Consider the following 20978-nt stretch of genomic DNA (forward strand, 5'->3'; position numbering starts at 1 on the left):
TAATGAATACATTGAAAAGAGTCGTTTTGATTGATGATGATGAAGTGAATAACTTCGTTTGCGAAAGCATCATCCGGAATGAGAACTTTGCAGAAGACGTCTTCAGTTTTCAAGGAGCTGAAGAGGCGCTTGAGTTTCTGAAGTCTTCCGTTGAGCCATCTGGTGAGAAATTCCCTGACCTGATCTTCCTGGATATCAACATGCCCGGAATGGACGGCTGGAATTTTATTGAGGAGTACCGCAAACTACCGGAACATGCTACCCAGAAGTGCAGCCTGTTTATGCTGTCTTCGGCCGTGGACCGCAAAGACATTCAGTGCGCCCGCAGCCACAAAGAAGTAAAAGAGTTTTTCTCCAAGCCGCTTTCTCCGGAGATCCTCGAATTCATCAAAGAAGAGTTTTTGGTGCGGGTAGAATAATCCTCCTTCCCCAAAAAACCAGGAGCGCATGCCCCGTCTGTACCGACGTAGCATGCGCTCCTGGTTTTTAGAGGCCTTGGTTACCTAGTCTATACGCTGGCGTATCTTCTCCATCTCCGCTATCTCTTCTTTCTGCGACCGGATGATCTCCTCTGCCAGTTTCTTCAGCTCCGGATCATGGATTCTGGCTTCTTCGCTTACCAGTATAGCCGACGAGTGGTGTGGGATCATGGAGTTGATGAAAGCTTTGTCGCCGACAAAGGACTGGTTGCGCAGCGTAATAAACGAGCCGACGATTGCGATAATACTCATGACGGTGATAATGGTGTTGAGCTTTTTATCCCTGTACATCGGCCGCATTACCAGCAGCATGATCAAAGCCATGGGCGCTACCATCAGGATGGTCATGTACAGGCGGTTAAGGTTGAAGTCAAAGTGGCTTATTTCGGCTATGTTGCTGAACATGACGGCATACATCACCACAAAGGAAAGGCCTAACATCAGCATAAACTTTCCATAGTTCCCCTTCTCCATAAGCACCTTTTTCAGTTAACGTTATCGAGCGGCTTCCGCGACGGAGCCGCTGCTTTCTTATACTCGGATGGCGACATCCCGGTTACCTGCTTGAACTGTGCCGACAGGTGCGCCACGCTGCTATACCCCAGCTGAAAGCTGATCTGGCTCAGGCTCAACTCGTTGTAGGTCAGCAGCTCCTTTACCCGCTCCACTTTCTGCAGCACCACGTAGCGCGCAATCGTAAGCCCCTCCTCCGCCGAAAAGAGCGTGCTCAGGTAATGGTAGTCGCGGCCGAGTGCCTGCGCCAAGTAGTCTGACAGGTTGATGCTCAGATGCTCCACCTCCCCCGAGCGGATCAGTTCGATGATGGTGATTTTGATCTTCTCGACAAGCTCTGCCTTCTTGTCTTCTATCAGCTCGAATCCATTCTCCTTCAAAGATTCCCGTAGTTTTTGCAGTTGCTCGGAGGTAGGCTCCTGCTCGAGCTTCACTTCGCCGAGTTGAATGGCCAGTGGCTGCAGATCCAGTTTGTCAAGTTCCTGGTTCACTACTTTCAGGCAGCGGGGGCACACCATGTTGCGGATGTGTAAGGTATGTGGCTGTGTCATTGTGGCTATATTGAAGTTTGTACAGGGCGGTAGCGCACCAAAACATGATTTTATCCGGAGCGCCTACCTGCCTATACCTCTGCAAATCTAACAAAACATTTCTCCCAAATGCTCCCGCACCTTTTTACTGAGCATCGCGCCCTGCGGCGCCTGCTTTGAATTATTACGATACACTTCCTGTTGTACCCTTATTCAACCTTTCCTATACCTGCTGCAAGGCAGTGCGGGAGATATAAATAAATAAGAGCAAGCCGGAATAATAGACTTACCTTTGCAGCTTGCAATAATCAATCATACATGACATTTAGCGAATTAAATTTAATAGATCCTATCCTGAAGGCGCTTCAGGCGGAGGGCTATACGCAGCCTACGCCAATACAGGAACAGGCTATTCCACATCTTTTGGCTGGCAGAGACGTGCTTGGCTGCGCTCAGACAGGCACAGGCAAGACAGCTGCTTTCGCCATACCTGTGCTCCAAATGCTGCACAACCAGAAGAACAGAGCATCCAACACCATCAAAACGCTTATCCTGACTCCTACCCGGGAGCTGGCTATACAGATCAACGAAAGCTTTGCCTCTTACGGCAAAAACACAGGCGTACGCCATACCGTTATATTCGGTGGCGTGTCGCAGCATGCGCAGGTACAGACTATAAAGCGCGGTGTAGACGTGCTGATCGCTACGCCGGGACGACTGCTGGACCTGATCGGACAGGGTTTTATCTCCCTGAAGCACGTAGAGTTTTTCGTGCTGGATGAAGCGGACCGCATGCTGGACATGGGCTTTATCCATGACATCAAGCGCATCATCCCGATGCTGCCCAAGCAACGCCAGTCACTGTTCTTCTCAGCCACCATGCCGCCTGTTATTCAGGCACTGGCCGATACCATTTTGATCAATCCGGTGAAAGTGGAAGTAACGCCGGCTTCGTCTACCGCCGAGAAGGTGGGACAGGCCGTTTACTTTGTGGAGAAAAACGACAAGCGTGACCTGTTGCGCCACCTGCTCACTGATTCTGAGATCGACCGTGTATTGGTGTTCACCAGAACCAAGCATGGTGCCGACCGCGTGGCAAAAGACCTGAACAAGGCGAACATACAGGCGGAAGCCATCCACGGTAACAAGTCACAGAATGCACGTCAGCGTGCCTTGAGCAATTTCAAGGATGGTAGCACCCGCGTGCTGGTGGCCACCGACATTGCCGCCCGCGGCATCGATGTGGAAGAGCTGTCGCATGTGATTAACTATGAGCTGCCAAATGAGCCTGAAACGTATGTGCACCGCATCGGTCGTACGGGCCGTGCCGGCAACGCAGGTATAGCCCTGTCGTTTTGCGATGAGGAAGAACGCTATTACCTGCACGATATCCAGAAGCTGATCAACAAGCAGATTAAGGTGGATGCCAACCATCCGTTCGCTTTGCCAGAGCACCTGTCAGTGAACCTGGAGAATGCCAAAAAGCCAAAAGGCCCGGCCGGAAGAGAGCCCCGCAACGGCGGTGCCTCCAACAACGGCGGCCGTGCAGCGGCAGGCGGCAACAGACCATCCGGAAACCGCGGCGGCAATAGCCGCTCAGGCGGAGGCGAAGGCGGTAACCGTGCTGCAGCAAGCGCCGGCACTTCCAGCCGCTCGACGGGCGGGAACAACAGAAACTGGCGCGATAAAAAGGGAACCGGCCAAAGCAGGCCATCCGTGAAGCGCGGATCTTAGCATGTAGCTATACCTAAAAAAGCCCTGCCACTTCGTTAAGTGGCAGGGCTTTTTGCTTTCCGTCTGGTATAGACTATACCTTATATCCGGCTTTGGTCGCTTTCGTTCGGCTCGGTGTCGTCTCCGCCAAAAGGTTGCTGACGGCTGCGAATGCCGTTAACATCGTCGTCCATGGCAGTATCGCTGCCCTCGTACTCAAAGCCGGGTCCTTGTGCGAATTCCTCTGTGCTCTTGGGGTTGTTGGCACCGTAGCCGGTCGTTTCGTTTCCCTGAATATGCAGGTTTTCGAGGCTGTCTTTCTGGTCGCCGCGCTCCAGTGCTCCCCCCTGGCCTACATTGCGCTTAGCGCTTGGGTCGGGTTTGTTGCCCATGGTCTGGCCCTTGCGGTGCTCTTCGTTTATATTCTTCGGCCTGTTGGGCGTGTTCTGTATATCTTCGTCTCTGGTTGCCATAATTCAATTCATTTGTTTAGCTGTGTATACGCTTCACCAGAGGTTCAGTTAGGTATAGCCTTCACTACTTAACATAATTTCACAACCCAACACTTTTATATTTCTCCCGATTCTTTCAATTATCTTTGCGCGAAATAAAACCAGCCGATGGCACGTATGCCCCCCCGATTGCGTTACAGAGAGAACCGGCAGTGAAAAAGCTTATGAAACTATCAAAAATATACGACCCGCGGGAGATGAACTCCTACCAGTTTGTGGCCATGACGGGTTTGGTGATGACTATTCTGGCCAACGTGATCCTGCTGTTCATCGGGAAGACCGTGGAGAACTTTAATGCGCTCTACCTCTGCTGGTTTGTTTTCTTTGGGGCAGGCACCATCGCCAATTTCAACAGCAAACCCGAAGACCACGATCATCACCACCATCATTAGACTCAGACAGTAGGTATAGCCTACTGTCTCAGGAAAGTGCAGGTGCCGCCCCGGCACTTGTGATCAGTCTGCATCAGATATAGCCTATTGTTTCAGGAACTCCAGCAGGGCTTTGTGAAACTGGTCCGGCGCTTCGATATGCGGGATATGCCCTACTCCGGTTAACTCCAGCAATTTTGCATCAGGTATAGCACCTGCTGTCTGCTGCCCCAACAGCGGATACTGTCCGTATTTTTTGCGTTCCTCCTCACTTTTGATGTAGGCCTTGCCCACGACCGTGCGGTCCTCCAGCCCGATGACTACCAGCACAGGCATCTTCAAGTCACTGAACTCATACACCACCGGCTGCTCGTAGATCATGGCATAGGTATGCGCCGAAACGAGCGCCACCTGCGGGTAATCCGGGCTGCGCAACTGCGCGGCAGGTATACGCACCCACTCGTCATAGGCCGGCTTCCAGGAGGTATAGTACGTCTTGTGGTAATCCCGAATGCCCGCCTCTGTGCGTTTCAGCTCTTCCTGGTACAGCTCCTCCAGGCTCTTGTAGGGCACCATGCGGCGGTAGTCCTCCAGCCCGATCGGATTTTCGAGCACCAGCTTTACGGTGGTTTCCGGGTACATGAGTGCAAAGCGTGTGGCCAGCATGCCGCCCATGGAGTGCCCTACTACCACGGCCTGGTTTATCTTGAGGTGATCCAGCAGCTTTCGCGTGTGCTGCGCCAGTTGATGGAAGCTGTAATGCACTTCCGCCTTGTCTGACTTGCCGAAGCCCAGCTGATCGGGCACCACAACCCGATAGCCCTGCCCTGCCAGGAAGTGCATGGTCTGCTGCCAGTAAGCACCCAGAAAGTTCTTCCCATGCAGCAGCAGCACCGTCTGTGGATCTTTGAAACTGGCGGGTGGGGATACATCCATGTAGGCCATCTTATACTTCTGCCCCTCCTGTTCCACCTCCAGGTAGTTTACCGGGTAGCGGTAGGCATAGTCGCTCAAGGTGGCATTGTAAATCCGCTGCGACTGCGCCACGGCAGAAACATGAAATAGCAAAAGAAGCAGTGCAGGGTACAGGAATATTTTCATTGTGTCAGGTATAGGTATAGCTCTTTTTACTTACAGCAGGCGCCAAGAGTTATAATGCAGAAAGCCCGGCACTGCAGGCACCGGGCTTTTCTTTACTGAACCATATTTCTTTTAAACGTTAATCCGCTGAATTATTGTACCAAGACCTTCTTGGTATGGTAGCGGTCGCCCTGCGCTACCTGCAGGAAGTATAACCCCCGACCGAAAGGCGTCAGGTCGATCTCCCGCTCATATACGCCGGTCAGTTTCTCCACGGTGTCCACAAACACCTCCTGCCCTTTGTCATCCATTACCCGCACGACGGTGGTGCCCTTGTTTTTGAGCGAGAACTTCAGGTTGAAGCGTCCGTTATTGGGGTTTGGCGAGAAAGTGATCTCCTCTACTTTCAGCTCTTCGCGCGACTTCATCTCCACGGGAGCGCCGGTGGCTTTCAGCTGTTCTTTATCGGCTTTTGTCACGTCCTCCACTTTGGCCTTGCGCATAATGAATACTGCACGGCCCCTTTTCCCTCCGTCGAAACTAAAATCGGTGTGCGGCACTTCTTCTTCCCTGCCGTCTTCGTGTATGCGGTATACCTTCTTTTGGCCGTCTTTTACGATTACTTTTATGTTCATCTGCTCGTGCAGTCGCATCAGTGAGTCGATGCGTTCGGGGCTAGGCATAGCTCTTACGACGATGCGCTCTATTTCTTTTGGATTGATGGTGATGGCCTCTCCAAGATCGCCGATATGGACGATGGAAGAGTCAACGAGTGTGCGCACAAATACCCGGGGTCCATCACCCATCAGCAGCAAGTCGCCCTGTATGACCTTGAAACGCTTCATCATTTGTTTGCCCAGGCTGTCGGACTGCAGGCTTAGCACACGCATTTCTTTCATGGCACGCCGCATGGCGCTGTCGGCCTTCAGGCTGTGTACCCTTGCCTTAAGCATTGCTTCGCCTTCCTTATCCAGGGTAAAGGCTCTTATTCTCTCATCCAGCAGACGCAACTGGCCGGTGTCCAGCTTAGCGGCTTTTAGGGCTTTGGCGATGGCCTCTTCGGTTTCGGCTGAAAACGTGGTATCAACCACCACCGTCTTGCCATCCACGGTGCGAATCATTTTGATGTGCGCTTTGTGCTTCTGCTTGCCTGATTCCTGCGCCAGGGCGCCGTACAGGGGAAGAAGTCCCATCAGCAAGGCCAGGGCCAGTCTGAGCAGGGTCTGAAGGTTGAGGAAGAGGTTCATAGTGATAAGGTATAGAGGTTAGGGAATCGTTTCTACAAATGTACGCTACCACTGAAGGCCGAAGCGTTAAAGCCAGGTTAAAGTCTGTTAAGGAAAAGTTAAAGTAATGGACAAGCCCGGCGAAATACGTAAATTTGTTATGTGAGCAAGCTGACAATCATAGGGGTTATCGTGCTGATGAGCATATCGTTACTCGGTATGGTCGGACTTCAGCTGTATTGGATATCGGATGCCATACAGGTGAAGCAGGAGCAGTTCGACCGCAGCGTGCACGAGGCGCTGGCCCGTGTGGTCGAAAAACTGGAGACGCAGGAAGCCGTTTCGGCGGTGGCTAGTGGGATGGCCACCCTTCAAGCAGCGCCTGTTGAGGTGGAAGAACCGATGCAAGCGCAGCCGGCACCGCAGCCCGTTGCACAGGCCGTGAGTGTGAAGTCGGAACCAAGACCAGAACCTCCTGCTATGACTACACCAGCCAACACAGGTATAGCCAAAAAAAAGAAACCTTCTAAATCGGGTGTAGGCGCTGGCACCAGCATAGCCTGGCAGGGTAGCTATACGACGGAAAGCCAGGGCATGGCGCCAGGGCAGCTCTTCCCTGCCGATTCGTTGATGCAACGGTTGCTTTCTCCCACCATGCGGGTATACAATTTCCCGGCTGAACATGCTGCCATGCTCAGGCTATTGAAAGCACACACCGATACTGTGGAAGCCCATGCTATCCGTATGAGCAAACTGGACCGTGAACGGCTCCGAAAGGTGGCAGAAAATGCCATCACCCATACCCAACAATTGAACGGCCGCAACTTCCGCGTTTCGGTGGATACGCTCCGGCACATTGCCCTGCACCTGGATAGCCTGCGCCGTTACGGCTACCTGAACCACATGATCGACCCTGCCGCGATCTCCGCTATAAACGTGCAGATGGATAGCATCTTTATCTTTAAAAACGGCAAGAGACAGCAGGAGAACGTCCACGAACTACAAAATCACTCAGGTGGCCGGGTCATTTTCAGGAGTATAGACAGGCCACGGGAGAAGCGCACGGAAGAGCCAAAGCCAGCTGCCCGTTTCTATGTCCGCGCAACGGAGACCGTGGGTCAGTCTCCCTCTACTAAGGTTGCCGGTACTACTTCTATACCCGAACAAGCCTCTAAAGCACAGCTTGCAGCAGCCAAACCCACAGTGGCACCCACGCAGCCTGACCCAGTTCGCGTGGAGGCCCGCAAAGAGCGTCTGAACGAAGTGGTGGAAAAGATGGTGGTGGAGTATGTAGCCAACGATAAGCCACTAGAGCAGCGACTGAATCTGGAGGAAATAAAGCCTTTGCTGCAGAGCGAGCTGCAGGACAAGGGTATTTGCCTGGACTTCGGTTACTGGGTGCTTTCCGATCAGCAGGACACTATAACAGCGGCCCACCTGCCAACCAACAGCACACGCAACTTTGCCACCTACAAAGCCAGCCTGTTCCCTAACGACATCTTTGACAAGTCCGATTACCTGGCCGTGTACTTCCCGGATAGCCAGGCCTATGCCATCAGGTCGCTTTGGATGATGCTGGCCTTCTCGGCGCTCTTCACCCTGATCATGGTGGCCACCTTTGGCACGACGATCCATATTATTTTCCGGCAGAAGAAGCTCTCCGACATGAAGAACGACTTCATCAACAACATGACGCACGAGTTCAAGACGCCGATCGCCACCATCTCACTTGCCACCGACGCTATCTCCAACCCCAAGGTATACGCCCAACCTGAGAAAGTGCAGTACTACACCGGCATCATCCGGCAGGAAAACAAGCGCATGAACGCCCAGGTGGAGAACGTGCTGCAGATCGCCCGACTCGAAAAAGAGGATTACGAGATGAACCTGGCACGGACGGACCTGCACGCCCTGGTGCTCAAAGCCGTCGAGAGCGTATACCTGCAGGTAGCGGAGCGACAAGGCACTATCACATGCGACCTGAACGCCACTGCTCCTGACATTGAACTGGACGAAGTGCACTTCTACAATGTGATCTGCAACCTGCTGGACAATGCGAACAAATACTCCCCGGATCACCCGGCTATCCGCATCCTGACCTACGACACGGCCGGTGGCATCCTGCTGGCCGTGGAGGACAAAGGCATAGGCATGACACGGGACACGCAACTGCGGGTTTTTGACAAGTTTTACCGGGTGCCCACAGGCAACCTGCACAATGTGAAAGGCTTTGGGCTGGGCCTTAGCTACGTCAAAGCCATCGTAAAAGCCCATAACGGCACCATAAAACTGCAAAGCGAGCCGGGCAAAGGAAGTCGTTTCGAAGTTTTTATTCCGGCCAGTGCCTGAAAGCACCGTGCCATGCAACCAAAGCGCCCGGCCCGGCATCTTTTACTAAACGTCTATACCTAATCCGCCACTACATGAGCGACAAAGGACTGAACATACTGCTTGCCGAGGACGACCCCAATTTCGGTATCGTGCTGAAAGACTACCTGGAGCTGCATGACTACGAGGTGACGCTCTGTCCCGACGGCTGCCAGGCTATCACGGCCTTTCGAAAAGGAAGCTTCGATCTCTGCATACTTGATGTCATGATGCCAGAAAAGGACGGCTTCACACTGGCCCGTGAAATCAAAAAGCTGCAGCCAGACATGCCCCTGATTTTCCTGACGGCCAAAACCATGCGCGAAGACATGCTCGAGGGATTCAAGATCGGGGCCGACGACTACATCACCAAGCCTTTTGACTCAGAGGTGCTGCTTTATAAAATAAAGGCGATCATGCACCGCAAGGGTGGTAGCGCAGCAACGGAGAAGCCGGAAGCGACGGAGTACAACATCGGCCATTATCGTTTCCAGTACAAACTGCGCCTGTTGCACTACAATGGCGACATCCAGAAGCTTTCGCCTAAAGAGACGGAACTGCTGCGCCTGCTCTGCCAGCACCTGAACGACGTGATGCCGCGTGATGAAGCCCTGCTGCGCATCTGGCACGAAGACAGCTACTTTACCGGCCGTAGCATGGATGTCTACATCGCCAAGCTCCGCAAATACCTCCGCCACGATCCCGCCGTGGAGATCATCAACATACACGGGCAGGGTTACAGACTATGTGCTCACAACGGAGTGATGCTCTGAAATGAAACAGGCCGCTACCAGAAGTAGCGGCCTGTGTGTTTCACCAAAACACTATACAAACAGTTTAAACTCTTTTCTTAGAAAGTGAATCCGACAGAGGCTTTGATCACCCGGTTGAAGGTGTCGAAGTTGCGGTTGGCATCCACAGTGGTCAGGCCGTAGTCGTAGCCGGCGCTTAGGTTAAGCCCACTGGCAAAGCGGTAGCCTATACCTCCGGTTGCCGCCACGTCCAGCTCACGGAAGCCGTTGTTCACGTCCCACTCCTGGTTCAGGGCGTTGAAGCCCAACGCGCCGGCCTGCACCTGCACCTTGTTTGAGAGCAGGTATGAGAACTGGGGACCTGCAAAAATGTGAAAGCCATCCCCAATGAATATCTTCGCCAGAATCGGCAGATCAATGTATTCCGCCTTGTTGGTCACGGTGACGCCGGCGTTCAGGAAATCAAACTGCTCCATCGGGATCTTACCTACCAGTCGCATCCCTTTCTGAGAGTACAGGAGGCCCGGCTCGATCTCGAAACCCGGTGCAACAGGTATAGACACCACCCCACCCACATGGAATCCCTCACGCATCTGGCGTTTCAGGGAGCCGTTGGTCATATCCATCAGATCCTGGGCACTGTTGATGGTTTGCCCCTGCCATTCGGCCATGTTCACACCCGCTTTAATACCGATGCGCACGGGACTTTTTTGCTGCGCATTTGCCTGAGTTACCGCCATTCCCAGAACGACGGCCAGTAGTAGAAATACCTTTTTCATCTCACCTATCCTTAAATTTTGAAAACTAAAGCCCTAAGCTGCGCTGCTTGATGGGTGGAATGAAAGAACCGTGCCAAATTGTGATCAGGCAAGTTGAAAAAAGTTCACTTACAGGTATAAATAATTAAAAATCAACTGATTAAGATTTAAAATTAATTTCACAAGCAAAAAACAGCCTAAAACGGGTCAAGCTAAATCATGCTATACATTTGGCTATAGGCCCGGTTGCACCTTACCTTTGCAGCCCCCCGGCCCACAGCGGAGCCAGGTATAAGGTATAGGAAGATGAATGACAAAAGACAGGTACGGCTCAACAGGCTGGCCGTGCACCGGGTAGGCAACAAGGCGAAGGAAGAAGGCGTGATCGTTTCGAAAGAACTGGTCGATTTGCGGGATGAACAACTCTCGGATCTGCTGACCAATTATTTTCTGGCTCCCTTTAAGCAGGAGGAGTTTTTCCGCTTCCACCATACCTCCGACCTGGCCCTGAACGAGATGTTCGCCTACTCGGCCCTGATGTTCACGGAGCCGCAGAAATTTCTGGAATACTCGGTGCACGTGCTTAATCACCTCTACGAACAATCGGACCACCCCAAAGTGAAAAGCGGCGAGCTGTACGTGGTGCATCTTTCAGGCTGCGTGATGGAAGACGACATTGTGGACGCGATCGGCATCTTCAAGTCCGAGAACAAGGACACCTTCCTGACCTTTCAGGAAGAGGACGGTGACCTGAGCATGAACTACCATTTCGGGGTGAACATCAAGAGCGTGGACAAAGGCTGCCTGATATTCAACACCGAGGCCGAAGACGGTTTCCGGGTGAAGCTCGTGGATGCCAACAGTACCGACGCCGTGTTCTGGAAAGAGGATTTCCTGCACGTGACCGAGCTCAAGGACACCAACTTCAACACCAAAACGGCGCTCAACCTCTGCAAGGATTTTTCGGAGGAGGTGTTTGCCCAGACCGACAGCAAAAAAGCCCAGGTGGACTTCATCAGTCGCTCCGTGGACTATTTCTCCAAGAGCGAGACCTTTGACCTGGAGGAGTTCACGAGCAGCGTGATCGATGAGCCCGAGACAGCAGAGCGCTTCAAGAACTATACACAGGCTTTCGCCGAGGAGCGCGACATCGAAGGCTTCACCGATTTTGCCATCAACAAGAACACGGTGAAGAACATGAAGCGCAAGTTTCGCAATTTCATCAAGCTCGATACCCAGATCGAGATCAAGTTCAGCGGGTATAACCCGGAGCAGAGTGAGCAGTACGTGGAGCGCGGCTTCGATCAGGAGCGCGGCATGCATTTCTACAAGGTATACTTCCACTCGGAGTCATAGCGTTATCTGCCCGGCACGCAGGTATAGAAACTATACCTGAACGGGCCTTGTTGCAAAGAAGCGTGTACTTGAAATACCGGAACAGTATTTGATAGAGAAGAAAGCACTTATGATCAGCTTTAAAAGAGATATGAAAAAACCAGTTCTTGCCACTTTACTCTTTGCCTTTGCCGCAACCGCTGTGTTTGCGCAGGCGCCCGCCCAAAAGGCCGCCACTACGCAAAGCGCCCCGACAACACTGGAACAGCGTGCTGACGAGATAACGGCCGGCATGGTAAAAAACCTGCGCCTTAGCCCGAAGCAAGCTGCTGAGCTGAAAGACGTCAACCGCAGCAGCATGAAGTTTGCAGAAGAAGCCCGCAAAAAGCACCGCGACAACCCGCCCAAACTGGCCCAGCAGATGGACATGATCAGCCAGACTAGACTTTCGCAGATCAAAGACATCCTGACGGAGCAGCAGTTTGCCCAGTACCAGTCGCGCCGCGAAGAGAAGATGGGTGTACCGCGTGAGGCCAGAAGCAACCCCAGCCAGGGTCAGGGGCAACAGTACAACAACAACTACTAGGCATTACAGGAAAATACATAGTCCGAAAAGCATGGCAGCTGCCATGCTTTTTTATTTTAACCCACCTGTCGGTCTGCGGACAAGCTTACTTGCTCTTCCAGCTCCAAGTCGTCAGGTATAGCGGAGGCCACCTGCAGGGCGGGCGCCGCTTCGAGCGACGCTGCATCTTGTATAGCCAGTGCTTCCTGCTCCCGCTGGTAAGCCGTTACGACGGCTCCCGGTGGTTTGAACAGGACATCCCACCCTTCCCTGAATGACCGGGCATGCCGCAGGTCTTTCCAGATATCCACCCACTCGTGAAATACCAGGTAGAAGGGATTGTAGGAGCCGACCGGCGTCGTGAGACCGTAGGTTGGTTTCTCTTCTTCTTTCTGAAAAGTGCCGAACATCCTGTCCCAGATAATGAAGGTGGAGCCGTAGTTCTTGTCGATGTACTTGGGGTTGGAGCCGTGGTGAACGCGATGATGCGAGGGGGTCACGAAAAAGTACTCGACCGGCGCGGGCAACTTTCGGATCAGCTCGGTGTGCACCCAAAACTGATAAAGCACCGCCAGCTGATGGCACACAAAGAATGTGAAGGGATCGAAACCCAGAAAAGGCACTGGCAGAAAAAACAGGAACTTGAGAGGGGATGTCCAGCTGGTGCGCAGGGAAATCGCAAAATTCATCTTCTCAGACGAGTGGTGCGTCACATGCGTCGCCCACCACAGGCGCTGCTCGTGCGAAATGCGGTGTGCCCAGTACCTGAAAAAGTCAACTGCCACAAAGCCGACCAGAAAGCCCCACCACGACCTGGGTATAGCCCAGGGCACGGCGTTGTATAGCATGATCGAGGCCGTGAAAAGCACGATCTTTATACTGGCACCCACGACGGCGCTACCCGCACCGATCCAAAGGGCAGCCATAAAGTCCCTCTTTTCATAATAGTGCCGCTTCTTCCTGACGCCCACATACCACTCCAGCAGGACGGAAGCCACAATAATAGGGGCCGCCAGGTGCATGATGGTCAGGTTATCCAGCTCAGCGATCTGCTCCATTGTAAAGATTTCCTTCTCCATAAGCTATCAGGTTAGGGCAGAGGTATAGCCTTTAGTAACGGCGGCTTTCACAAAGGGTTAACCAAAAAATTATTAGCATGATCCTATTTACTGATCTTTGTTGGTTAGCTATTCTACTCTCAACATGTACCTAAAGACCACCTCCAGCATTGATTTTATGGAAAACCCTGCGTAATCTTGTCAAAAGGTTAAGCTACATGAACATCCGTAAGAAAGTAAGAATGAACCTACCTGCCGGTGTCGACCGCTATGCCGCCCTCGACCTGTTTGTGAAAGCCGCAGAGAAGGAGAACTGGAGCGAACAGGAGATTCAGTTTGTGATCGACGAGGTGGTAGAGGCAGAAGACAATGCCAAAGGCATGGAGGCACTACAGTACTACCTGGCGTAAAAAAAGCCGTGCCGGCGCAGCAATTGCATCGGCACGGCTTAGAGCATATCTCCAGTAATTTCAGGCTTCGTTTTGCTCCGTAGGCTCGAGCTGCAGCTCAGCCTGATGCTTTTGCAGCACGCTGATGATGAAGTTGATGTGCTCTTTGAGGTCCACACCGAAAAGCTCGGCACCCTTGCGCACTTCTTCCCGGTCCACGGAGGCGGCAAACCCGCTGGTCTTCAGCTTTTTCATCACCGACTTGGCCTCCAGCCCTTCCAGCCGCTGCGGCCGCACCTGCGCGCAGGCTACGATAAAGCCGGTTATTTCGTCGCAGGCAATCAGGGCTTTGTCGAGGGTGGTGTCGTAGGGCACGCCCCAGTGGGTATAATGTGCCGAGATAGCGTGGGCGATGCGCTCCTCCCCTTTCCCGCGCAGCAGGTCTACGATCACGTTCGGGTGCTTGTCCGGATAGGCCTGATAGTCGGCGTCGTGCAGCAGGCCGGCTATGGCCCACTCATCGGCGTTCTCCCCCAGTTTGTTGGCGTAGGCCTCCATTACCAGTTCTACGGTGCGGGCATGGCGCAGCAGGCTCTCGCTGGTAGTCATTTGCTCCAGTATGGTGCGGGCTTCTTGTCTTGTCATAGGTCGTGCGGGTTTTACGAACCGAATGTAGTAAATTCAGTCTATACCTGCACATCAGACAAGCTTAATCCTTCATCGCAAAGCCGTAGTAGCTTGGCTTAAAGTCCAGCTCGCTGTCATCAGGAAATTCGGCTTTGGCAATTTTGACATTTTCCCACCTGCCGTAAATGTTGTCTTTGCGGCCTACCAGAATATCGATGCGGTTGCGGAAGCGACGGTTCATGGTATCCCGGACAATATACTGCCCGTCCAGTTCGTCTGAAACACCGCGCACCCAAACGGTATCGCCATAATGAATATCGCCGCCCCAGCGTGTCAGCATGTCGCGTGAGAGGGCAATCCAGCGGTGTTTTTTTGGATTTTTGGGGTTGATGCGGGAGCCGTCGGCGGTGATGAGGGGGTTTCCGTCGGTCTGGCCTTTTTCGGGGTAGTAGACGGTGGCCGTTACGGTAAAAGTTTCCGGGTACTCGGGATAATTGGGGTATTCTTGTACTTTTTCTATAAGTCGGGGTGATATCAGTTCTTGCTCCTTTACCTCACTCGGAGGGTTTGAATCTTCAGATTCCAGGATGGCCATTTCATCAGAAAAAGTTACAAAAATGGAAATCACTACTGCGAGTATTTTGACCCTAAACATATTCAGTCCATTTCGTGAAACATCATTTCTATAATAATAAACCGCTTAAACGGCGGGTTTAGAAATTAAGTTTTATGGCACGGATAAGTTTAGGACAGTTTAAGTATGGTACTTTTAATCCTAAAGAGCCCTATATAGAGGCAACAGATTCGAAAATCAAAGTTCTAAGCGGTGAAATTGGTTGAGCTTTAAAATTAGAATTATCACTAAAAATTCATAGTATAAATTGAAAATATTGCATTGTAGCTACCTATAAACTACGGGTTTTTAGCTGTCTAATTTCCAATAAATTGTAATTTACAAAGCTGGTTTACGGGCTCCATTTTAACGGGAATTGCCTAGTTCTGGTGCTTCCGTTTCTTTTGGTATCTGTCATAGACCACATAAGCGATAAAGAGTACCAAACTCACCCCTCCTACCCAGATCAACCCGTTCATGAGGCGGTCATTATCTTCGCCGAGCCAGGCCAGCAATATGGTGAGGGGTGCAATACCTGCTATCGTGGCACCAATAAATTTGAAATACCCCATCTTCGTGATGCCGGCCACAAAGCTGACCGCATCGTTAGACAAAAAAGGAGAGATACGGGCGACGATCACAGCCCATATCCCATAGTCTGCTACGAAGCCGTGGACCTTCTCTTCGGCTTTGCGCCCAATGAGCTTGCTGACGCCAGCTTCACCCAACCCCCTGCCAATAAAATAACCAACCGTAGAAGCCACCAGTACAGCAGCTATGGCGATCAGTGAACCCCAAAAGGCCCCGTAAGCGATGATGGCCACTAGCATCAGGGCCACTACATTCACCACCACCAGGAACATCTGCGCGACCATGGCCAGTATGATAAAGAAGGGTCCCCAAAAGCCAAACTGCTCCACCCAATTCGAAATGCGCCCCTTGTCCCCGCTTGTCAGCACGTCCCAGCCTTCTTTGATATTGGCCTGAAAACCAGGGAAGATGAAATAAGAGAGGATCAGCAGCGAGATGATTCCTGCCGTTATGACCAAAGGCCATTTGCTCTGTTTTATATCTTCCTGGGCTGCGGCAGTGTTTTGCGACATAAGTTTTTGTTTCTCTGATTAGACGCAGTTTGCACTGCTCAGGTTAGGTTTCCAGCATACCTGTTTTGACGTTAAGCCGGGCTTTCTGCTCATATTTTTTTGTTGGCTTGTCGTCGGCCAGGGTATAGCGCCAGGTATACGGCGGCCCGGTGAGCGTGCTGCTCTGATGGCTTTGCTGCACCGACAGCTCCCGCTGGCTTAGCGGCGGCTCTGCAGATATAGCTGGATGCCTTTTGTCGACATGCTCACCGTATAGAACGGCCGCAACAAGGCCCGCCAGCAGTCCGCCCAGGTGGCCCTCCCATGAAATGCGCTCCTCAGAAGGGAACAAGCCATAGAACAAGCCGCTGTACAGAAACAAAATGGCCAGAGAGATCGCCAGACCAGCCCTGTCACGACGCATGATCCCGTTGAACAGCAGATAGCCGGCCAGGCCATACACCACGCCGCTTGCCCCCACATGATAGGCTTCCCGGCCGATAAACCAGGTGCACAAGCCACTCAGCAAATAGACCAGCACAAAAACCCGCAGCGCAACCGGGCGGTGCAGAAACAGAATAAAACCCGAGAGCAGCACCAACGGGAAGGAATTGGATAGCAGGTGGATGAGCCCTGAATGGATGAGCGGGCCCAGGAAAACGCCAACCAGGCCCAGAAAGTCGCGCGGATGGATGCCGAGCCAGGCTAGGTTCACTTCATTAAGGTATGAGAGCAGCGCCACCAGCCAGATGAGCCCTACAAACAGCGTACCCGGCAGAAAACTGTAAGCGAAGCGCTCATGTTCGGCTTTCAGGTCCTGGGGACCCAGTATAGGTGTTGCTTGCATCATAGGTAAGGGTCTGGAGAAGGTGTGAATTTCTCCTTGTGGTGTGGTCAGGCTATACGTACGGGAGTGCCGCCCAGGCATGCACTCATCTTACCTGCACTGCAGCAAGATACGGGCTGTCAGCCAAAAATCGTATGCGTTATCCGTACTTTTAACGTTTTATACCGTATCAGTTCCATTTCGGCCACGCCCTGAAGCGTATAAGGCCTATAGCCACAAACCAAATCCAATATTGATAAACAATAAAGGTGATTTCATCACGCGTAGCATGCAAGCCAAAACTCTTCACCCGATTGCCATCCGCCTGCCAGCCCTATACCTTGGTCTCCTGTGCTGCCTGTTGCTGTCGAGCTCTTGCGAGAGCACCGACACGAGCGGGGCGGCCTACGCCCGTGATGAGGAGGGGCAGCGTGAGTTTTTCCCGGAAGAAGTCGCCTACACACGGCCTGGCTCCCTGATTGAGGCAATCGAAAACCCTTCGCCTTGGGTGGACTCTGTCTTCCGGACGCTGAGCCCGGAAGAGCGTATCGCGCAGCTGATCATCATTGAGGCGTTTTCGAACAAAGGACCGAAGTACGAAGCCGACGTGATGAACCTGGTCAAAAGGTATAAGGTGGGCGGCATCATCTACTTTCAGGGAGGACCCGTGCGGCAGGCCGTCCTGAATAACCGGCTACAGGCGGCCTCCAAAGTGCCGCTGCTGATCTCGATGGACGCTGAAACCGGGGTGGGCATGCGACTGGACAGCACCGTGCAGTATCCTTTCCAGATGATGATGGGCGCCATAGAGGACAACGGCCTGATTTACCGAATGGGAGCCGAAGTGGCTGAGGAGTTCAAGCGGCTGGGCATGCACGTTAACTTCGCCCCGGTGGCCGACATCAACAACAACCCGCAGAACCCCATTATCAGCTACCGCGCCTTTGGGGAAGACAAACTGGACGTGACGGCCAAAAGCCTGGCCTATATGCGCGGCATGCAGGAGAACGGCATCATTGCGGTAGCCAAGCATTTTCCCGGTCACGGCGACACGGATGTGGACTCCCACTACGACCTCCCCATCATTCCGCATGACCGCGCCCGGCTCGACTCGCTGGAGCTGTACCCCTTCCGCGAACTGATCAAGCACGGCATCGGGGGCATCATGGTGGCGCACATGCACATGCCTGAGCTCGACACGACCATGAACCTGCCCTCTACCCTCTCCAAACCCATTGTGACCAACCTGCTCAAGAAAAAGCTGGAGTTCAAGGGACTGGTCTTTACCGATGCCATGGTCATGAAGGGCGTTACCAAGTACTTCCCTCCCGGTGAGGCGGAGGCACGCGCCCTGATTGCAGGCAACGATGTACTGGAGCGCCTCAACAGTGTACCAAAGGCCATCCAGGCCATCAAGCAGGCCATTGCCCTGGGGTACATCACGCAGGAAGAGATTGACCACCGCTGTAAAAAGATGCTGGCCGCCAAAGCCTGGGTGGGGCTGGACAGGTATAAGCCCATTGAGCTGGAGAACCTGTACGAAGACCTGAACCCAGGTATAGCCGACAGCACCAACCATGCGCTGGCCGAAGCCGCCATGACCCTGCTCAACAACAAAAAGAACTTTCTGCCCATCCGCCCGAAAAAGCGCAAGCGCATTGCCACCCTCTCTTTTGGTGTGGTGCGCCCCAGCATTTTCCAGCGCGAAGTGAACAAGTACGCCCGCATCGAAGCCAATTTCGTGCTATCCCGGAAAGCCAATGCCAAAGAGGTAAAGCAAATGAAACAGAAGCTCAGAGGCTACGACCTGGTGGTGGTAGGACTTTACGGGCCGACTGTCACGCCAAGCAACCGATTGGGCTACTCCAAAGAGGCAGTCGGGTTGGTAACGGAACTGGCACGATCGGACAGGTCCATCATGACGCTGTTTGACAACCCCTATACCTTGAATCAGTTTCCGGACATCCACAAGAGCCGCGTGCTCATAATGGCCTACCAGGCCCACATGCACGCGCAGGTGGCGGCGGCCAAACTCCTGTTCGGCAAGATTCCTGCCCGCGGCAAGCTGCCCGTTTCTGTAAACGGGCACTACCAGTACGGCCATGGCATCAGCAAAGACAAACCACTACTGGCTGTAAGACCCTAAATAAGTATCTTGTAAGATTGCTTTGCGTATGATGGCAAGTAGAGGCACTGCCTGAAAACACCAACCCTAAAACTTTGAAAAATAAATGCTTAATACTAGAACAATATACATAGTTGGCTTACTCACAGCCCTGATGCTCTGGAGCTGCGAAGGCAACCGCACAGCCCAGGAAACAGAAGAGATAACCGTCGACGTACCCGCCGACACCGCCCGCGTAGAGCGCACGGGCCGCACCGTAGGCGAGCGGCTGGAGTCACTGCGTGGCTGGATGAACGAGAAAGTGGAGCGTGGCGACACGGCCATACAGCGTGAGATGCCGGGGATCAAAGAAGACTTCCGGGTACGATCCGCTGAAATTGAGCAGAACCTGGACAGCCTTTCCGCCGAATCCAAAGCAGAGTATGCCCGCCTGAAGGAGCGCTACGAACGATGGGAGAACCGACAGGAAAGGCGACTGAACACGCCCCTCGACCGCGCAGAGCTGGACCAGTGGGAAGAGCAGCTGCTCCGCGAATTCAAGGATATTGAGAACATAGCGCCGCAGGACATGCGCGAGGCCTACCTCACCTTTATGGGCGTGATCCGGGCCAAGCGCCGCAACTGGACGCAACACGATTGGGACTACGTGGACAATGTGTACGGGCAGCTGAACCAGCGCCGTGGCCAGGTAGAGAACCAGATCTCCAACAGCGACAAGCTCAAGATCAGGGCCTTACAGGCCGAATACCTAACCCTGGAAGGTGCCGCCGACGCCCAAAGCACGATGCGCAACATGCGTAATTAAAACTATTTAAAGGCTTTCTGGTTTAGTCCCTATACCTTTGCACAGGTATAGCCAACGGCTTTTGGCTGCTTGCCTATACCTACATTAAAGCGAAAAAAATGGAAAAAGCGACATTTGGAGGAGGATGCTTCTGGTGTACGGAGGCCGTGTTTCAGGATCTGGCCGGCGTACAGAAAGTGGAGTCGGGCTACGCAGGCGGGCACATGGAAAACCCAACCTATAAGCAGGTTACCTCCGGCACCACCGGACATGCCGAAGTGCTGCAGATCACCTACGACCCAGATACTATCAGTTACGATGAACTCTTGGAGGTCTTTTGGAAAACCCATGACCCGACCACACTGAACAGGCAGGGCAACGACATTGGGCCACAGTACCGCTCCATCGTGCTCTATCACAACGACGAGCAGCGTGATAAAGCCGAGAAATACCTGAAAGAGCTCGATGCGTCTGGTGCCTTCGATGCCCCCATCGTGACCACGATCGAGCCTCTGCAGGAATTCTACCCGGCCGAAGACTATCATAAGAATTACTTCAACACGCACGGCCATGAGCCTTACTGCAGCTTTGTGATCCGCCCCAAAGTGGAGAAGTTCAGAAAAGTGTTTGCAGACAAACTGAAGCCCGGAGCGGTAAAGTAAGCCTGTAAAAAGCAGAAGGCCTCAGCTACCGGAAACGGTGACTGAGGCTTTTTCTATGTCAGTATAACTTATACCTGGCCCTGCAGCTGCACCCACTGCTGGGCGATGATGGTCTTGGCATCGGCAAAGCTTTCTTTCAGCAGTTCTTCCCGGGTATAGCTTACCAGTTCAATGTGCTCGTGCTCGTCGTCCTTGCCACCACCTTCGGCATGCTGGTGCGACACCTCAGCGTAGTACAACAGCACTTTTTCGGTCGTGCCGCCCGGCGAGGAGTAAAAGGTATGCAGGTGCTGCAGGCTGTCCACGCTGTAGCCGATCTCTTCCTCTATTTCGCGGGCGATGCTGGTTTCGGGATTTTCGCCTTCGTCCACCATGCCGGCCACTACTTCCACCAACTCCGACTCAGAGCCTACCCGAAACTGCCGGGTCAGGATGTAGCGCTGCATTTCTGTGTCGTAAACCATGGCAGCTACAGCCGTGCCCCGGTCAAATTGCTCCCGCGTAAAGGTATGGCCATTTTGGGCAACGGTCAGTTTATAGATCTTGAAGTAACCGTCGTAGGCTGTTTCTCTCTTTTTGATTTCCATAAGGGCGAATATAGGCAAAGCCAG

General features: G+C 53.0%; 23 protein-coding genes. 11 read left to right on the forward strand and 12 right to left on the reverse strand.

What is annotated here, in order from left to right:
* The first annotated feature begins 2 nt into the window (after positions 1-2).
* Complete coding sequence (locus IEV97_RS03630; RefSeq protein WP_188500124.1) at positions 3-419, forward strand: response regulator; 417 nt, start codon at positions 3-5, stop codon at positions 417-419.
* Between the two features lie 84 nt (positions 420-503).
* Here IEV97_RS03630 and IEV97_RS03635 read toward each other — a convergent pair whose 3' ends face one another.
* Positions 504-953, reverse strand: coding sequence for a DUF305 domain-containing protein (locus IEV97_RS03635; RefSeq protein ID WP_188500125.1), 450 nt, complete (start codon positions 951-953; stop codon positions 504-506).
* An 11-nt stretch (positions 954-964) separates the two neighbouring features.
* Positions 965-1543, reverse strand: coding sequence for a helix-turn-helix domain-containing protein (locus tag IEV97_RS03640; protein WP_188500126.1), 579 nt, complete (start codon positions 1541-1543; stop codon positions 965-967).
* A 297-nt stretch (positions 1544-1840) separates the two neighbouring features.
* Here IEV97_RS03640 and IEV97_RS03645 point away from each other — a divergent pair, with 297 nt between their 5' ends.
* Positions 1841-3256 carry a DEAD/DEAH box helicase gene (locus IEV97_RS03645; RefSeq protein ID WP_188500127.1) on the forward strand — a complete coding sequence of 472 codons (1416 nt, stop codon included), beginning with the start codon at positions 1841-1843 and terminating at the stop codon, positions 3254-3256.
* 80 nt (positions 3257-3336) lie between these two features.
* On the opposite strand, the gene IEV97_RS03650 is transcribed toward IEV97_RS03645, so the two are convergent.
* Positions 3337-3708 (reverse strand): hypothetical protein, encoded by a 372-nt coding sequence (locus IEV97_RS03650; protein WP_188500128.1) that lies wholly within the window; start codon positions 3706-3708, stop codon positions 3337-3339.
* 203 nt (positions 3709-3911) lie between these two features.
* Between IEV97_RS03650 and IEV97_RS03655 the strand changes: the two genes are divergently transcribed.
* Positions 3912-4139 carry a hypothetical protein gene (locus IEV97_RS03655; protein ID WP_188500129.1) on the forward strand — a complete coding sequence of 76 codons (228 nt, stop codon included), beginning with the start codon at positions 3912-3914 and terminating at the stop codon, positions 4137-4139.
* 84 nt (positions 4140-4223) lie between these two features.
* Here IEV97_RS03655 and IEV97_RS03660 read toward each other — a convergent pair whose 3' ends face one another.
* A complete protein-coding gene (locus IEV97_RS03660) occupies positions 4224-5219 on the reverse strand; it encodes an alpha/beta fold hydrolase (protein WP_188500130.1) in 996 nt (331 codons plus the stop codon).
* Between the two features lie 131 nt (positions 5220-5350).
* Positions 5351-6445, reverse strand: a complete 1095-nt coding sequence (locus IEV97_RS03665; RefSeq protein WP_188500131.1) for a T9SS type A sorting domain-containing protein — start codon at positions 6443-6445, stop codon at positions 5351-5353.
* A gap of 141 nt (positions 6446-6586) precedes the next feature.
* On the opposite strand from IEV97_RS03665, the gene IEV97_RS03670 reads away from it, so the two are divergent.
* Both IEV97_RS03670 and IEV97_RS03675 read left to right on the forward strand, forming a co-directional pair.
* The gene (locus tag IEV97_RS03670) at positions 6587-8773 is read left to right on the forward strand and encodes an ATP-binding protein (protein ID WP_188500132.1); all 2187 of its coding nucleotides are present in this window, start codon (positions 6587-6589) and stop codon (positions 8771-8773) included.
* Between the two features lie 74 nt (positions 8774-8847).
* On the forward strand, positions 8848-9564 hold the full coding sequence (locus IEV97_RS03675; RefSeq protein ID WP_188500133.1) for a response regulator transcription factor: 717 nt from the start codon (positions 8848-8850) through the stop codon (positions 9562-9564).
* Positions 9565-9641: 77 nt separating this feature from the next.
* On the opposite strand, the gene IEV97_RS03680 is transcribed toward IEV97_RS03675, so the two are convergent.
* Complete coding sequence (locus IEV97_RS03680; RefSeq protein ID WP_188500134.1) at positions 9642-10322, reverse strand: porin family protein; 681 nt, start codon at positions 10320-10322, stop codon at positions 9642-9644.
* A gap of 285 nt (positions 10323-10607) precedes the next feature.
* Between IEV97_RS03680 and IEV97_RS03685 the strand changes: the two genes are divergently transcribed.
* The gene (locus tag IEV97_RS03685) at positions 10608-11657 is read left to right on the forward strand and encodes a nucleoid-associated protein (RefSeq protein ID WP_188500135.1); all 1050 of its coding nucleotides are present in this window, start codon (positions 10608-10610) and stop codon (positions 11655-11657) included.
* A gap of 130 nt (positions 11658-11787) precedes the next feature.
* The gene (locus tag IEV97_RS03690; protein WP_229733774.1) at positions 11788-12222 is read left to right on the forward strand and encodes a DUF4890 domain-containing protein; all 435 of its coding nucleotides are present in this window, start codon (positions 11788-11790) and stop codon (positions 12220-12222) included.
* Positions 12223-12278: 56 nt separating this feature from the next.
* On the opposite strand, the gene IEV97_RS03695 is transcribed toward IEV97_RS03690, so the two are convergent.
* A complete protein-coding gene (locus tag IEV97_RS03695) occupies positions 12279-13280 on the reverse strand; it encodes a sterol desaturase family protein (RefSeq protein ID WP_188500137.1) in 1002 nt (333 codons plus the stop codon).
* A gap of 197 nt (positions 13281-13477) precedes the next feature.
* Here IEV97_RS03695 and IEV97_RS03700 point away from each other — a divergent pair, with 197 nt between their 5' ends.
* Positions 13478-13669 (forward strand): hypothetical protein, encoded by a 192-nt coding sequence (locus IEV97_RS03700; RefSeq protein ID WP_188500138.1) that lies wholly within the window; start codon positions 13478-13480, stop codon positions 13667-13669.
* Between the two features lie 60 nt (positions 13670-13729).
* Here IEV97_RS03700 and IEV97_RS03705 read toward each other — a convergent pair whose 3' ends face one another.
* The 4 genes from IEV97_RS03705 to IEV97_RS03720 all read right to left on the reverse strand — a co-directional run bounded on the left by IEV97_RS03705 (position 13730) and on the right by IEV97_RS03720 (position 16820).
* The gene (locus IEV97_RS03705; RefSeq protein ID WP_188500139.1) at positions 13730-14293 is read right to left on the reverse strand and encodes an HD domain-containing protein; all 564 of its coding nucleotides are present in this window, start codon (positions 14291-14293) and stop codon (positions 13730-13732) included.
* A 64-nt stretch (positions 14294-14357) separates the two neighbouring features.
* Positions 14358-14870, reverse strand: a complete 513-nt coding sequence (locus tag IEV97_RS03710) for an RlpA-like double-psi beta-barrel domain-containing protein (RefSeq protein WP_188500140.1) — start codon at positions 14868-14870, stop codon at positions 14358-14360.
* Between the two features lie 398 nt (positions 14871-15268).
* Positions 15269-15991, reverse strand: a complete 723-nt coding sequence (locus IEV97_RS03715; protein ID WP_188500141.1) for a TVP38/TMEM64 family protein — start codon at positions 15989-15991, stop codon at positions 15269-15271.
* A gap of 43 nt (positions 15992-16034) precedes the next feature.
* On the reverse strand, positions 16035-16820 hold the full coding sequence (locus IEV97_RS03720) for a rhomboid family intramembrane serine protease (RefSeq protein WP_188500142.1): 786 nt from the start codon (positions 16818-16820) through the stop codon (positions 16035-16037).
* 265 nt (positions 16821-17085) lie between these two features.
* Here IEV97_RS03720 and IEV97_RS03725 point away from each other — a divergent pair, with 265 nt between their 5' ends.
* From IEV97_RS03725 to msrA, 3 genes are all read left to right on the forward strand, one after another.
* Positions 17086-18942 carry a glycoside hydrolase family 3 protein gene (locus IEV97_RS03725; protein ID WP_188500143.1) on the forward strand — a complete coding sequence of 619 codons (1857 nt, stop codon included), beginning with the start codon at positions 17086-17088 and terminating at the stop codon, positions 18940-18942.
* Between the two features lie 133 nt (positions 18943-19075).
* Positions 19076-19726 (forward strand): DUF6565 domain-containing protein, encoded by a 651-nt coding sequence (locus IEV97_RS03730; protein ID WP_229733775.1) that lies wholly within the window; start codon positions 19076-19078, stop codon positions 19724-19726.
* A gap of 98 nt (positions 19727-19824) precedes the next feature.
* A complete protein-coding gene (msrA, locus tag IEV97_RS03735) occupies positions 19825-20367 on the forward strand; it encodes a peptide-methionine (S)-S-oxide reductase MsrA (RefSeq protein ID WP_188500145.1) in 543 nt (180 codons plus the stop codon).
* Positions 20368-20435: 68 nt separating this feature from the next.
* Here msrA and IEV97_RS03740 read toward each other — a convergent pair whose 3' ends face one another.
* Positions 20436-20954, reverse strand: coding sequence for an NUDIX domain-containing protein (locus IEV97_RS03740; protein ID WP_188500146.1), 519 nt, complete (start codon positions 20952-20954; stop codon positions 20436-20438).
* Between the last annotated feature and the right edge of the window lie 24 nt (positions 20955-20978).

The sequence above is a fragment of the Pontibacter amylolyticus genome, from assembly GCF_014638845.1.
Lineage (GTDB): Bacteria > Bacteroidota > Bacteroidia > Cytophagales > Hymenobacteraceae > Pontibacter > Pontibacter amylolyticus.

What these genes read in the sequence shown, in the direction of transcription:
- IEV97_RS03715 (WP_188500141.1), bottom strand. Translation starts at nt 15,991, where the DNA reads ATGTCGCAAAACACTGCCGCAGCCCAGGAAGATATAAAACAGAGCAAA.
- IEV97_RS03685 (WP_188500135.1), top strand. Translation starts at nt 10,608, where the DNA reads ATGAATGACAAAAGACAGGTACGGCTCAACAGGCTGGCCGTGCACCGG.
- IEV97_RS03725 (WP_188500143.1), top strand. Translation starts at nt 17,086, where the DNA reads ATGCAAGCCAAAACTCTTCACCCGATTGCCATCCGCCTGCCAGCCCTA.
- IEV97_RS03705 (WP_188500139.1), bottom strand. Translation starts at nt 14,293, where the DNA reads ATGACAAGACAAGAAGCCCGCACCATACTGGAGCAAATGACTACCAGC.
- msrA (WP_188500145.1), top strand. Translation starts at nt 19,825, where the DNA reads ATGGAAAAAGCGACATTTGGAGGAGGATGCTTCTGGTGTACGGAGGCC.
- IEV97_RS03710 (WP_188500140.1), bottom strand. Translation starts at nt 14,870, where the DNA reads ATGGCCATCCTGGAATCTGAAGATTCAAACCCTCCGAGTGAGGTAAAG.
- IEV97_RS03675 (WP_188500133.1), top strand. Translation starts at nt 8,848, where the DNA reads ATGAGCGACAAAGGACTGAACATACTGCTTGCCGAGGACGACCCCAAT.
- IEV97_RS03740 (WP_188500146.1), bottom strand. Translation starts at nt 20,954, where the DNA reads ATGGAAATCAAAAAGAGAGAAACAGCCTACGACGGTTACTTCAAGATC.
- IEV97_RS03635 (WP_188500125.1), bottom strand. Translation starts at nt 953, where the DNA reads ATGGAGAAGGGGAACTATGGAAAGTTTATGCTGATGTTAGGCCTTTCC.
- IEV97_RS03720 (WP_188500142.1), bottom strand. Translation starts at nt 16,820, where the DNA reads ATGATGCAAGCAACACCTATACTGGGTCCCCAGGACCTGAAAGCCGAA.
- IEV97_RS03665 (WP_188500131.1), bottom strand. Translation starts at nt 6,445, where the DNA reads ATGAACCTCTTCCTCAACCTTCAGACCCTGCTCAGACTGGCCCTGGCC.
- IEV97_RS03630 (WP_188500124.1), top strand. Translation starts at nt 3, where the DNA reads ATGAATACATTGAAAAGAGTCGTTTTGATTGATGATGATGAAGTGAAT.
- IEV97_RS03730 (WP_229733775.1), top strand. Translation starts at nt 19,076, where the DNA reads ATGCTCTGGAGCTGCGAAGGCAACCGCACAGCCCAGGAAACAGAAGAG.
- IEV97_RS03655 (WP_188500129.1), top strand. Translation starts at nt 3,912, where the DNA reads ATGAAACTATCAAAAATATACGACCCGCGGGAGATGAACTCCTACCAG.
- IEV97_RS03700 (WP_188500138.1), top strand. Translation starts at nt 13,478, where the DNA reads ATGAACATCCGTAAGAAAGTAAGAATGAACCTACCTGCCGGTGTCGAC.
- IEV97_RS03695 (WP_188500137.1), bottom strand. Translation starts at nt 13,280, where the DNA reads ATGGAGAAGGAAATCTTTACAATGGAGCAGATCGCTGAGCTGGATAAC.
- IEV97_RS03645 (WP_188500127.1), top strand. Translation starts at nt 1,841, where the DNA reads ATGACATTTAGCGAATTAAATTTAATAGATCCTATCCTGAAGGCGCTT.
- IEV97_RS03660 (WP_188500130.1), bottom strand. Translation starts at nt 5,219, where the DNA reads ATGAAAATATTCCTGTACCCTGCACTGCTTCTTTTGCTATTTCATGTT.
- IEV97_RS03690 (WP_229733774.1), top strand. Translation starts at nt 11,788, where the DNA reads ATGAAAAAACCAGTTCTTGCCACTTTACTCTTTGCCTTTGCCGCAACC.
- IEV97_RS03680 (WP_188500134.1), bottom strand. Translation starts at nt 10,322, where the DNA reads ATGAAAAAGGTATTTCTACTACTGGCCGTCGTTCTGGGAATGGCGGTA.
- IEV97_RS03640 (WP_188500126.1), bottom strand. Translation starts at nt 1,543, where the DNA reads ATGACACAGCCACATACCTTACACATCCGCAACATGGTGTGCCCCCGC.
- IEV97_RS03650 (WP_188500128.1), bottom strand. Translation starts at nt 3,708, where the DNA reads ATGGCAACCAGAGACGAAGATATACAGAACACGCCCAACAGGCCGAAG.